The sequence below is a fragment of the Streptomyces sp. NPDC048671 genome (assembly GCF_055587045.1).
In genome coordinates, this window is the sequence record NZ_JBVJHB010000010.1 from 1 (window position 1) to 12920 (window position 12920).

Consider the following 12920-nt stretch of genomic DNA (forward strand, 5'->3'; position numbering starts at 1 on the left):
CAGGGGGGACCCTGTGGGAGAGTAGGACGCCGCCGAACTCCTTTTATAGTTAAGCCCCGTGCCCTTGTGGCACGGGGCTTTTCTGCGTTCCGGACCAGAAAGACGGGCTGTGGCGCGCGGGGTGCCGCCGGAATCTGTTTGCACGGTGCGGGGCGGCGGGTCAGGATCGGTGTATGGACTACGTGATACGCCCGGTACGTGCCGAGGAATGGCAGCTGGTGAAGGAACTCCGCCTGGCCGCGTTGCAGGATCCAGCGGCGCCGGTGGCGTTCCTGGAGACGTACGAGCAGGGCCTGGAGCGGTCCGACGACTTCTGGCGGGAGCGGACTGCCGATGCGTCCGAGGCGGGGGACGGCGGGGTGCGGCAGTTCGTCGCCGAGGCGCCGGACGGAAGCTGGGCCGGCTCGGTGACCGTGCTGATCGAGCGGCCCGACGGGGAGGTCCGTTTCGGCACGGCGGCCGACGTCCACCAGGCCCATGTGGTGGGGGTGTTCGTACGCCCCGAGGTGCGGGGCGGGGGCGTGGCCGAGGAACTGTTCCGGGCCGGCATGGACTGGGCCTGGTCGCTGGGCGAGCCGCGGATCGAGCGCGTACGGCTGTATGTGCACGAGAACAACCCGCGGGCCTCGGCGTTCTACCGCCGGATCGGGTTCGTGCCGACCGGGGAGACAGTGCCGGCCCAGGGGGAGCCCACGGCCCGTGAAGTCGAGTACGCGGTGGCCCGGCCGTAGCGGTCCCGGTGAGGCGCAGGGGATCAGGAGATCAGAGGGCGATCAGGGGATCCGGGGGCGGGCGATCAGAGGGTGCTCGGCGTGCGGAGCTGCTGGGTCCAGCGGGCGCGGCCCTGTTCGGGGGAGCGGAGCAGGGCGACGGTGGGCAGGCCCTGATTCCTGCCGGTCGCCAGCAGCTCGGGCAGCCGGGGCAGGGGTGCCACGGCTGCGACGTCGTCGAGGACGAGCGTCATTGGTGGGTCGAGCCGACCGTCGGATGACCGTGCGGCCATGCGGCGGCCGTGCTCGACCACGTCTGAGGCGAGCGCCGTGAGCAGGGGCATGGCTCCGGGGCCCGACCGGGGGTTCTCGATGGGCTCGCCCACCACATAAAGGGTGCCCCCCTCGTCCGCAAAGGAATCCAGCGCGAGCGCGTCGGCCCGGTTGGGGGTGCAGGCGTCGCGGATGTGGACGGAGGAGAGCGCGCCGAAGGCCCGAACGGTGAGCTCCTGGGCCATCTCGCGGCGTTCGGGGTGGGCGGTGAGCGCGGACTCCAGCAGCCCGGCGAGTCCGGACGCGGCCTTGGGGTGGGTACGGAGCAGCCGCACCGGTTCGTGGGCGGTGCCGCCCTGTGCCCAGCGGTGGACCTGGCGGAAGGGGCGGCCGTCGATGGCGGCGGCGTGCAGCCAGCACTGGAGGAGCGTCTCGGCGGTGTCGGCCGTCGCCGCGTCGATGCGGGCCTGCGGCCGGACGGGGGCGAGGAGGGCCGCGGCGCGGGTGGCCGCTCGGTCGGGCAGCTCACAGCCGGCGGTGGGGGCCCAGTGGAGCCGGGCCGGGGTGTCGCAGAGGTGGCCCGGATCGTAGATGAGGACCGGGCCCAGCTTGGCGCGGGCGTCCTTGGTCTCGGCCCAGACGCTGGGGTCGGAGGTGACGACGAGCACGGGTCCGTCGGCCTCGCTGATGGCCTGGACGACGGTGGGCCGACGGGTGGCGGCGGGCCCGTAGACGACGAGGGGGGCGCGGGGAGAGGGCACGGTGAGCGGCGGTGCGGTCGCGAGGAGCTCGGTGGCCGCCGCGGCGGCTGTGGTGGCTGTGGTGGCGTCTGAGGTGGCAGGTGGGGGTGTGGCCTGTGGGGTTGGCTGTGGTTTGGCGAAGGGCTCGGCGAGGGGCTCGGTGAGGGGTTCCGTGGGCTGGTGGGCCGGGGCCTCGTGCGCGTACTCCTGTCGCTTCCTCAGGTCGGGCCGCCGCTGGGGGTGTTCCGGCTGGTGGTGCTCCAGCTGTTCCAGCCGTTGGGTGCGCTGCCGGGACCGTACGCCGCGCCAGCGCGCGACCACGCCCATGACGAAGATGGCCAGCACCACCAGCACCATCAGTTCGCCGATGAACAGGCCCCAGAACAGGCCGTACCCGGAGAACTCCCCCGCGGGTGTGGTCGGCCAGGCGGCCGGCAGGTCGTGCGGGGCCTCCACCAGCCGGCGCATGGCCAGCGGGGTCTCCGCGAGGGTGACGCCGTGCGGCCAGGCGCCGTGCGCGAGGAGTCCGGACAGACCGGTGGCCGTCCAGGCCAGCAGGGTCAGCCCGAGCAGGAACGCCAGCAGGCCGATCAGCAGCCCGTCGGGGATGCCGCCGCTGCCGTTCCCGTTGTCACCGGGCCGTGCCTCGCCGCGCCGTGCCATGTCATGCCACCGTTGACTCGGACGACTCGTTGAGCCGCTGCTGGTTCTCGATCCGGGCCGCGCGCTGTTCCGCCTCCAGTTCGGCGGCGCGTACGTCCTCCGGGAGCAGGTCGACGGGGGAGGACTCGGTCATCGCGCGGTCGGTGAAGACGAGGGGGCGTTCGGCCTCGGTGATCAGGTGTTTGACGACCTGGACGTTGCCGTTGACGTCCCAGACGGCGATGCCCGGGGTGAGCGTGGGGATGATCTCGACCGCCCATCGGGGCAGCCCGAGCACCCGGCCGGTCGCTCTGGCCTCGTCGGCTTTCTGGGCGTAGATCGTGCGGGTCGACGCCATCTTGAGGATGGCCGCCGCTTCCCGTGCCGCGGCTCCGTCGACCACATCGCTGAGGTGGTGGACGACGGCGACGAAGGACAGCCCGAGCCGTCGGCCGAACTTCAGCAGACGTTGGAAGAGCTGGGCCACGAACGGGGAGTTGATGATGTGCCAGGCCTCCTCCACCAGGAAGATGCGTTTCTTCCGGTCGGGCCTGATCCAGGTGTGCTCCAGCCAGACACCGACGATCGCCATCAGGATCGGCATGGCGATCGAGTTGCGGTCGATGTGCGAGAGGTCGAAGACGATCAGCGGGGCGTCGAGGTCGATGTCGGCGGACGTCGGCCCGTCGAACATGCCGCGCAGGTCGCCGTCGACGAGCCGGTCCAGGACGAGGGCGACGTCCAGGCCCCAGGCCCGTACGTCGTCTATGTCGACGTTCATCGCCTCGGCCGACTCGGGTTTCGGGTGGCGGAGCTGCTCGACGATGTCCATCAGGACGGGCTGGCGTTCGTCCTTTGTCTCGTTCACGAAGGCGTGCGCGACCTTGAGCGCGAAGCCGGACCGTTCGTCGAGGCCGTGGCCCATGGCGACTTCGATGATCGTGCGGAGCAGGGCGAGCTGTCCGGTGGTGGTGATCGCGGGGTCGAGCGGGTTGAGCCGGATGCCGCCGTTGAGCGCGGAGGTGGGGTCGAGGCGGATGGGGGTGAGGCCCAGCTCCTGGGCGATGAGGTTCCATTCGCCGACGCCGTCCTCGCCCTGGGCGTCCAGGACGACGACCTGGCGGTCGCGGAAGCGCAGCTGGCGGAGCACGTACGTCTTCTCCAGCGCGGACTTGCCGTTCCCGGACTCGCCGAGCACCAGCCAGTGCGGGGCGGGGAGCTGCTGTCCGTACAGCTGGAAGGGGTCGTAGATGTAGCCCTTGCCGGAGTACACCTCGCGGCCGATGATCACGCCGGAGTCACCGAGGCCGGGGGCGGCGGTGGGCAGGTAGACCGCCTGGGCCTGTCCGGTCGAGGTGCGGACGGGCAGCCGGGTCGTCTCCACCTTCCCGAAGAGGAAGGCGGTAAAGGCGTCCGACATCGCGGACAGCGGATCTCGCATGGCGTGACCGACCTCCCTCTCGTCTCTCTCGGTTCTCTCGGTCGTGTGCGGCTAGCGGCGGATGCCGGTGGCGAACGGCAGGGTGTTGACGAACGCGCGGTGGTGCTCGCGGTCGCACCACTCCAGCTTCAGGTACGACTTGCCGGCCGAGGCCCGGATCGTCCGCTTGTCTCGGGCGAGGGACTCGGGCGAACGCGACGACACGGTGATGTACCCCACCAGGTTCACCCCGGCCGCGCCGCTCGCGAGATCTTCACCCCGCTGGTCGAGCCTGCCGTGGGCGGCGATGTCGCGGGGGTCGACGGTGCGGTTCATCTTGGCCTGGCGGCTGGCCTCGGCCTCGTCGTTGGTCTTCTCGGTGAGCATCCGCTCGATGGCGATCTCGGTGGGTTCGAGGTCCATGCAGACCGCGACCGTACGGATCACATCGGGGGTGTGGACGAGGAGTGGGGCCAGGAAGTTGACGCCGACGGGTGTCATCGGCCACTCCTTCACCCAGGCCGTGGAGTGGCACCAGGGCGCGCGGGTGGACGACTCACGGGTCTTGGCCTGGAGGAACGTCGGCTCGACCGCGTCCAGTTCGGCCGGCCAGGCGTTGCGCTTCGTCATGGCCTGGATGTGGTCGATGGGGTGGTCGGGGTCGTACATCGAGTGGACGAGGGAGGCCAGGCGGCTCTGGCCGAGCGGCTGGCGTACCCGGATGTCGGCCTCGGCGAGGCGGGCGCAGATGTCGGTGAGCTCGCGGGCCATGACGACCGCGAGTCCGGCGTCCCGGTCGAGCTTGCGGCCGCCGTGCGGGCGGGCGGCGCGGGCCATGACGTTGGCCTCGGCGGCGAGCTCACGGTCGAACTCCATGCAGGCGACGAGGTAGGCGCGGTGCTGCTCGCTGGAGGTGGAGACCATGGACTGGAGCTGGTCGTAGGACTCCTGGAGCCAGCCCGGGGAGGCCTTGTCGCCGCGCTGGGCGACGTCCTTGGCGTGTGCGTCGGGGTCGGCGGGGAGGGTGCGGGCCAGCATCTGGATGCGGGTCACGAAGCCGTCGCCGTTGGCGACGTGCTTGAGCAGCGTGCCGAACCGGTCGACGAGTGCTTCCTGGTCCTCGCTGTCGCGCAGCCCGACGCCGGGCCCCTCGATCTCGATCGCGGCGGTGACGGTGCGGCGGTCGGCGTGCAGGAGTACGGCGATCTCGTCCGGCCCGAAGGGTGCGGCCAGCCAGTTGATCCGGCCGATGCCGGGGGGCGGCCCGATCTCGACCTCACGCCCGTCGGCGCTCACGCCCGCTTCCATGGCGGCGGACTTGTACGTGGTGCCGCGGCGCAGGGAGCGCTTGTAGCTGCGGTTGATCTCGAACCACTTGTAGAAGGTCCGGTGCTTGTACGGGACGTAGACGATCGCCAGGGCGAGCAGCGGGAAGCCGGTGAGCAGCACGATCCGCATGGACAGGACCGGGACGAGCAGCCCGCTCATCATGCCGAGGAACGCGCCGCCGATGATCAGGGCGATCTCGCCGGTCTCGCGGTTCTTGCCGACCATCGCATTGGGCCTGGCCCGGCCGATGAGATACGTACGGCGGGGCGCGATCGGTTGGGACTGCGTGCTCAACGCCCGCCACCTCCTGTGCTGCTGTTACCTGAACCGCCTGATCCGCGGCGTGGGCCGCGGCTGCTGTGCGGGGTGCCGGAGGTGGGACCCGATCCGCTGCGGGGCGGAGGTGCGGCGGAGGGGACAGATCCGCCGCCGACCCCGCTCCCGGAGTTGCGGGAGCTGTGGGCGGCGACTCCGCCGCTGACCGGATTGGCGGGGCGTCCGCCGCCGCTGTTGTTGCCTCCGCCGCCGCCCTGGCCGCCGCCGCGGCTGCTGTGGGTCTTGATGCCCTGGGAGACGAGAGCCGCGGGCGAGCTGATCATCGCGGCGGCCTGGGAGCCGTCGGTGGCCTGCTTGCGGTTGGTACGGGCGCCCTGGATCTCGTCGCCGAAGCCGGGGACGAAGCGGTAGATCATGCCGGAGGCGAAGATCGCGAGCAGGATGATGGCCAGCCCGGAGACGACGGCGGAGAACGCGTTGGGCCCGTCGTCCGATGACAGTGCGCCGGCGAGGCCGAGCACGATGACGATGACCGGTTTCACCATGATCACCGCGATCATGATGCCTGCCCAGCGGCGCACGTGTCCCCACATGTTCTTGTCGACGAGCCCCGCGTACACGGCGGTTCCGAGCAGGGCGCCGACGTAGAGCAGGGCGGCCCGGATCACGAGCTCCAGCCAGAGGATGCCCGCGGCGAGGATCGACACCAGCGAGACGACGATCAGCATGATCGGCCCGCCGCCGATGTCGGAGTCCTTCTTGAGAGCCTCGGCGAACGACCCGAAGAAGACGTCCGTCTGCCCGCCGGAGGACGAGGCGATGACCTCGGTGACGGCGTCGGTCGCGGAGACGATCGTGTACAGGATCAGCGGTGTGAACGCGGAGGCGAGGACCGTCAGCCACAGGAAGCCGATGGCCTCGGAGATGGCGGTGGTGAGCGGCACACCGCGGATGGCGCGCTTGGCGACGGCGAGCAGCCACAGGATGAGCGTGAGCACGGTGGAGGCGGCGAAGACGATCGCGTACTGCTGGAGGAACCGGGTGTTCGTGAAGTCGACGTTCGCGGTGCTTTTGACGGCGTCGCTGAGCTTGCCGACGATCCAGGCGGCGGCGTCGGCACAGCCGCGGCCGAGGGAGGTGAGGGGGTCCAGGGCGGGGTCGGTGCTTTTGGGGGCGTTGGACTTACTGGTGCCTGCGCCGCCTTCGCAGTAGTCCTTGGCGGGGCCGCGGATCAGATCACACGCGTTGCTGCCCTTGCTGGGCGTTGGGCTCGGCGAGGGCTCGGCGAATGCGCGGCTGGCCAGCAGCACCAGAGAGACCTGCACAGTGCCCACAAGGGCTGTCAACGAGAGGGCGCGCCTCTGTCGTTTACCGGGCATACGTGAACCCTCCGAACTGTTCCACGGCATCGGCCATCTCTCCGGCGGGGGAGGCAGCCTGGTCACGGCCGACCGGAGCGGGGCCGTCCTTCTGCGTGAAGTCGGTGACCTTCCAGTCCCCGTCGATCCATGTGAGATCGAAGGTGTTGGTGAACCAGCTCTCGGAAACAGGGTTCTTTGAACCTTCGCCGGCCAGACCGAACAACGCTGAATACCAGACAGAGACGCTGGCGGCGTCGCCGTTGAACTTCACTACCTTGGTTCCGACAGGATTGGAACGTGAGATGAAGGTCTGACCAGCAGGGGCGGTGCCGTCGGCGTTCAGGCCGATGTTCGCCAGGAAGGCTTCGCCGGAGTACACCTTGTCGAGGGCATCCTGGCGGGCGATAGCGACTGCCGGCGCGTATACCGCGGTTGCGATCGCACGTCGACGGTCTTTGTCGAACATCTCCGCAGACCCGAGCGCCACGGAATAGTTCGCCGCCGCACTCTGCGCCCCCTGCTCGTCATGCGCGAACCCCGAGGGAATCGAGCCGTTCTTCCCCGCCACCGGCTTCGTCCCCGTGGCCGCGGTGGGCGCCGAGCCGGCCTTCTTGCCCTCGCTTCCCGGTGTGCCGTCGCCGCCGTCACCACCGCCGCCGCCTCCGCCCATGTTCGCGAAGGTGATAGCGGCCAGCAGCAGGACCACCACGCCGAGGACCGTGAGGAGGGAGCGGGACTTACGGGCCGGACGGCGGGGGCCGTAGCCGTCGCCGCCTTGGCCGTCGGGGAGGCGGGTACGGGTCTGGCGCGTACCGCCGAGGGTGCTGTAGCCGTCGTTCGAACGGCCGGAGTCGTTGCCGTAGCCGTCATCGTCGCCGGGACTCATGCCGCGTACGCCCCCTCAACCGTTGCCTGAACCGCCTCGTGGTACGACGGTAGCCGTGCTGGTTCCCGCGCGGGCGCGGTGTGGTGACTCGACATCAGGGAGACGCAACCTCTGCCGGTGGGCACGACGGACGGATGGTGGGGACGGGGCGGGATCGCCCCCGGACGCGGGCTGACGGCTGGTTAGACGGCCATCCCGTAGACGATGGTGAACAAGGTTCCCAGCGATCCGATGATGAACACACCGGTCAGACCGGCAACGATCAGCCCCTTGCCCTGCTCAGCGCTGAACGTGTCGCGCAGAGCCGTCGCGCCGATCCGCTGTTTCGCCGCTCCCCAGATCGCGATGCCGAGGCAGAGCAGGATGGCGATCGCCATCACCACCTCGATCATTACGCGGGCCTCGTTGCCCAAGGTCCCGAACGGCCCCCAGTTCGGGGCGATTCCGCCGATGATGGTGGTGATGTCGCCTTTTTCAGCTGCCAGGATCATGTAAGTCACCGCCCCTGCTGGGTAGTTCGATGCCCGTGCCGCTCGGCACGAGTCACCCTCTATCTTCGCTGATGAAACTGCCTTCGTACGACGACTTGGCGGCTCTCTTTACCCGGATCTCGCACATTTGACCGGTCTGACCGCCCTGACCTGCGGATCGAATCGGTGTGTGAGTGAATTACGTATCGTTACTCTATGTATCACGGAGGGTGACGCCGGGCAATGATTGCCATCACGCCACCCTGGCCGAGACCTGCATCGAGGCCCGAACCGCACCCATCGGGGCAGGCGGGGCGAGGTGGTGGGCGCATCGTTCAGAGGAGCGAGCGGCGGGGGTTCGGTGGGCGGGGTGGTGTCGTCCAGGTCGGCGGTGGCCGGAAATCGCACCAGGAGCCGTCGAAGGGAAACGTTCCGGCCTCGGCGAGCCGTGCCACCGTGTCGCCCTCGGTCCGGATGGCGGCGGCTTCTTCGGCCGTCCAGTACGCGGGGTGGCCGGTCTTCTCGGCGAAGGACTGCTCGTCCTTCCACTGCCAGGTGCGGTCCGGCGCCACGTTGAGGTCGAGTTCGTGGTCGGCGATGTCGATGTCGTCACCGTGGTGGACCCGGCGTTCCAGATTGACGTACCAGCCGCGGAACTTCTGTCTGCGCCCGAAGAGCCACAGGACGGAGTGGGCCGCGGCGGTTGGCTGGTAGAAGAGGGCGTTGCCCATCGGCCACCGGTCGGGGACCACGGGGTAGCCCTCGGCGGGGCGGTCGTGCGGGGGGATGTCCCGCAGGTGTGTGGCGCCGCGCGGGAGGACGGTCCGCCACATCGGTGTGCCGGTCTCCATCCACACCAGCTGACCCGCGGTCGTACGTTCGACGAGGCGCACGGGTACGGAGGCGCTCAGGTGGCCGCCTATGAAGAAGTTCCAGCGCAGGATCTGCCCCGGCTTGTCGCTCGCGTCCTCGCCCGTGCCCGCGTTCATGCAGATGATCATGCCCGCGGCGGGGCGTCGGGACACGTGGCCGGGGGTATCTGTCGACAACCGGCCACGACCCGTACCCGGCCGTCGCTCACCGCCGCCGCCCTTCTGGCTCGGCCGGCCCGGCGACCGGCGCCGTCACCCGTACCGGACGGCTGTTCCGTACGCCTGGTAGAGCACTGTGGTCTCGACCGTCGGGTCAGCCATGAAGTGCGTTTTCGTGCACGTGTCCGAGACCGTGGTGACGCGCACCGCCATCACCGTGTCCGCCCGGTGGCTCGCGGCTGTTGTCTGGAGTTCGGACATCGCCTGGCCGAAGGAGCGGGCCTGGGCGCCCCAGATCAGCCAGCTGTGGGACACCTCGCGTCCGGGCAGGGGCGTCTCGGTGGTGGTCATGTGAACCGCACGGTTCTGATTCGCCATCGGGTCAGTGTGGCGGCCGCCGCGGGGCAGCGGAAGCAGCCCATCGCCTACTTCCGGCCACCTTCGGCGGCACCGCGTCGCTCTTTGATGTGGTCAGGCCTCTGATGCCGGGGTGGCCTCGGCCGCTCCGCGCGGCGATCCGGCGCGGAGCCTTGCGTGTTGAGCGATTCCGTCTGATGGTGATGGTTCTTGTTGTCTTCCGTTCGGAGTCGCTTCATGAGCGCATACCGTCCGAGCCGTCGTTCCGTCCTTTCGACCGGTGCTGCCCTCGCGGGCTGGGCCGTCTTCTCAGCGCAGAGACAGGCCTTCGCCGCGGACGGTCCCGGCCCCGAGTGGGACGCGGAGCCGAGAGTGTTCCAGGTCGGCAGAGAGGCGGCGCGGTCCCGGCTCGTGCCGTACGCGAGCGGCTCCGAGGCGCTGCGCGGAGACGTGGAGAAGTCGCCCTACTTCCGTTCCCTGAACGGGACCTGGCGCTTCAAGTGGTCCAGGAACCCCGACGCCCGGCCGGCCGGCTTCGAGGCACCCGGCTACGACGACGCCGGCTGGGACCGGATCCCCGTACCGTCGAACTGGGAGATCGAGGGCTACCCGGAACCGATCTATCTCAACATCCGCTACCCGTGGATCGGCTACGAGACCCCCGAGCCGCCCGCGGTCCCGCACGACTTCAACCCGGTCGGCTCCTACCGCCGCACCTTCACCGTGCCGCGCGACTGGTCGGGCCGGCGCACCCTGATCTCCTTCCAGGGCGTGAAGTCGGCGTTCTTCCTCTGGGTCAACGGCGAGCGGGTCGGCTACAGCGAGGACAGCTACACCCCCGCCGAGTTCGACATCACCGACCATGTACGGCCGGGCGACAACACCCTGGCCGTCGAGGTCTACCGCTGGTCCGACGGCAGTTGGCTGGAGGACCAGGACATGATCGACCTGTCCGGGATCTTCCGGGACGTCTATCTGTACGCGGTCGCGCCGGTCCATGTGCAGGACCTGTTCGTGCGGACCGCGCTGGACGACGCGTACCGCGACGCGGTCCTCACGGTCACCGCGACCGTACGCAACCGGGGCGACGCCGACGCGGGCGGCCACCGGATCGAAGCGGTGCTGTACGACGGCCGGGGGCGGCGGGTCGGCCGTCCCCTCACCGGAGACGTCGACCCGAAGGGATCGGGGCAGGGCGAGGGGGACGCGGAGGTGACGCTGAAGGCGGAGGTCGCCGCACCCGCGCTGTGGTCGGCCGAGGACCCGAACCTCTACACCGTGGTCGTCACGCTCACCGACGGCTCGGGGCGGACGGTCGACGTCCAGCGGACCCGCACCGGCTTCCGCGAGGTCGAGTACGGGCCCGGGAAGTTCACCGTGAACGGCAAGCCCGTCATGTTCCGCGGCACCAACCGTCACGAGTCCGACCCCGACCACGGCCAGGCGATCCGCGAGCCCCGGATGCTCCAGGACATCCGGCTGATGAAGCAGCACAACATCAACGCCGTGCGCACCTCGCACTACCCCAACAGTCCGCGCTGGCTGGAACTGTGCGACGAGTACGGGCTGTACGTCGTCGACGAGACGAACCTGGAGACGCACGGGGTGCGCGACACCGTGCCCGCCTCCCTGCCGGAGTGGACCGACGCCTGCGTCGACCGGATCCGTTCCATGGTCGAGCGCGACAAGAACCACCCGAGCGTCGTGGTCTGGTCGCTGGGCAACGAGGCCGGCGGGGGCTCCAACTTCCGGGCGATGGCCGACTGGGTGCACGCCCGGGACGCCTCCCGGCCCGTGCACTACGAGGGCATGAACGAGGTCGCCGACCTGCACAGCGAGATGTACACCAAGCCCGCGGACGTGGAGGCGTACGGAAAGTCGGGCAAGGAGACGCCCTTCATGCTCTGCGAGTACGCGCACGCCATGGGCAACAGCAGCGGCAACCTCAAGGAGTACTGGGACATCTTCGACCGCTACCCGAATCTGCACGGTGCGTTCGTGTGGGACTGGGTGGACCAGGCGATCCGGCTCCCGGTGCCGGGCGACGCGAAGCACACCTATCTGTCGTACGGCGGGGACTGGCACGACGGATACCCCACCGACGCCAACTTCTGCTGCAACGGCCTGGTCGCGGCCGACCGTACGCCGCACCCCGGTCTGCTGGAGCTCAAGAAGGTCTACCAGCCGGTCGCCGTCGACGCCGCGGACCTCGCGGCCGGGACGGTCACGGTGCGGAACAAGCACCTGTTCAGCGGCCTGGACGCGTACGAGCTGCGCTGGGAGGTGACCTGCGACGGCCACAGCGTGCAGCACGGCAGGCTCGCGGCACCGAAGGTGGCCCCGGGCGACGAGGGGACCGTGCGCATCCCCTGCCGGAAGCCGCGGAAGCCCGAGCCGGGTGCCGAGTACTGGCTGAACGTCTCCTTCGTACTGAAGGCAGCGGCCAGTTGGGCGGATGCCGGGCACACCGTGGCCGCCGAACAGCTCGGCCTCGACTGGCACACCCCGGCCCCCGCCGGCCCGGCCCCCGGCACGCTGCCCGCCCTCGACCTCGACGAGACCGACGCGCGGGTGCGGATCAGCGGGCGCGACATGGACGTGGTCCTGGACAAGTCCACCGGAACGCTGGCGTCGTACCGGGTGAAGGGACGGCTGCTGCTGGCCGGCGGCCCGGTGCCGAACTTCTGGCGCGGGCCCACCGACAACGACATCGGCCGCGGCGCCCAGAACTCCCTGCGGACCTGGCGGGACGCCGGCACCGACCGCGAGGTCACCTCCGTCACGACCGGCCGGCCCTCCCCCGGAGTGGTCACCGTCGAGGTGGAGTGCACCCTGCCCACCGCTCCCACGGCCTCCACCTGGACCACGGTGTTCACCGTGCGCGGAGACGGCGAGATCCGGGTCCGGCACACCCTGGAGGCTGCCGACGGGCTGCCCGATCTGCCCATGGTGGGCGCGCTGCTGACGGTCCCGAAGGGCTTCGAGCAGATCGACTGGTACGGGCGTGGCCCGCAGGAGAACTACTGGGACCGGCACACCGGCGCGTTCGTGGGCCGCTACCGCTCCACGGTCGACCAGCAGGTCGCGCCGTACGTCCGGCCCGAGCAGACCGGCAACATGACCGACGTGCGCCATCTGTCGGTCACGGACCGGTCGGGGACCGGACTTCTGGTGCGGGCCGATCCGGACGAGGGCGGTCCCATGCTGGAGACGAGCGTGCTGCACCACTCGCCGTTCGACCTGGACGGGCCCAGGCACCCCTACGAGGTGAAGCGGCGCGACGAGACGATCCTGGGCGTCAACCACCGGCAGATGGGGGTCGGCGGCAACGACTCCTGGGGAGCCCCGCCGCTCGCGGAGTACCTGCTGCACGCGGGGCGCACCTATACGTACGCCTACCGGCTGCGGTCCGCGTAACCGGGCGG

Annotated in this window: 10 protein-coding genes; 2 read left to right on the top strand and 8 right to left on the bottom strand. The window is 70.0% G+C overall.

The window, feature by feature from the left end; genetic code table 11:
- Nucleotides 1-173: 173 nt before the first annotated feature.
- Nucleotides 174-731, top strand: a complete 558-nt coding sequence (locus tag ACZ6S6_RS20850) for a GNAT family N-acetyltransferase (protein ID WP_469706532.1) — start codon at nucleotides 174-176, stop codon at nucleotides 729-731.
- 65 nt (nucleotides 732-796) lie between these two features.
- On the opposite strand, the gene ACZ6S6_RS20855 is transcribed toward ACZ6S6_RS20850, so the two are convergent.
- The 8 genes from ACZ6S6_RS20855 to ACZ6S6_RS20890 form a co-directional block, all read right to left on the bottom strand.
- The gene (locus ACZ6S6_RS20855; protein WP_469706533.1) at nucleotides 797-2386 is read right to left on the bottom strand and encodes a type IV secretory system conjugative DNA transfer family protein; all 1590 of its coding nucleotides are present in this window, start codon (nucleotides 2384-2386) and stop codon (nucleotides 797-799) included.
- A gap of 1 nt (nucleotide 2387) precedes the next feature.
- Complete coding sequence (locus ACZ6S6_RS20860) at nucleotides 2388-3806, bottom strand: ATP-binding protein (RefSeq protein ID WP_362964314.1); 1419 nt, start codon at nucleotides 3804-3806, stop codon at nucleotides 2388-2390.
- A 51-nt stretch (nucleotides 3807-3857) separates the two neighbouring features.
- Complete coding sequence (locus ACZ6S6_RS20865; RefSeq protein ID WP_362964316.1) at nucleotides 3858-5408, bottom strand: SCO6880 family protein; 1551 nt, start codon at nucleotides 5406-5408, stop codon at nucleotides 3858-3860.
- Complete coding sequence (locus tag ACZ6S6_RS20870; RefSeq protein ID WP_469706535.1) at nucleotides 5405-6769, bottom strand: hypothetical protein; 1365 nt, start codon at nucleotides 6767-6769, stop codon at nucleotides 5405-5407. The genes ACZ6S6_RS20865 and ACZ6S6_RS20870 overlap by 4 nt, the downstream gene beginning before the upstream one ends.
- The gene (locus ACZ6S6_RS20875) at nucleotides 6759-7637 is read right to left on the bottom strand and encodes a DUF8175 domain-containg protein (protein ID WP_469706536.1); all 879 of its coding nucleotides are present in this window, start codon (nucleotides 7635-7637) and stop codon (nucleotides 6759-6761) included. The genes ACZ6S6_RS20870 and ACZ6S6_RS20875 overlap by 11 nt, the downstream gene beginning before the upstream one ends.
- A 182-nt stretch (nucleotides 7638-7819) precedes the next feature.
- Nucleotides 7820-8128 (bottom strand): hypothetical protein, encoded by a 309-nt coding sequence (locus tag ACZ6S6_RS20880; protein WP_024493027.1) that lies wholly within the window; start codon nucleotides 8126-8128, stop codon nucleotides 7820-7822.
- Between the two features lie 314 nt (nucleotides 8129-8442).
- Nucleotides 8443-9096: a ribonuclease FAU-1 family protein gene (locus ACZ6S6_RS20885; RefSeq protein ID WP_469706736.1), complete on the bottom strand. Its 654-nt coding sequence runs from the start codon at nucleotides 9094-9096 to the stop codon at nucleotides 8443-8445.
- Nucleotides 9097-9231: 135 nt separating this feature from the next.
- Nucleotides 9232-9516, bottom strand: coding sequence for a hypothetical protein (locus ACZ6S6_RS20890; protein ID WP_469706538.1), 285 nt, complete (start codon nucleotides 9514-9516; stop codon nucleotides 9232-9234).
- A 216-nt stretch (nucleotides 9517-9732) separates the two neighbouring features.
- Here ACZ6S6_RS20890 and lacZ point away from each other — a divergent pair, with 216 nt between their 5' ends.
- On the top strand, nucleotides 9733-12912 hold the full coding sequence (gene lacZ, locus ACZ6S6_RS20895) for a beta-galactosidase, LacZ type (protein WP_469706540.1): 3180 nt from the start codon (nucleotides 9733-9735) through the stop codon (nucleotides 12910-12912).
- Nucleotides 12913-12920: the final 8 nt, after the last annotated feature.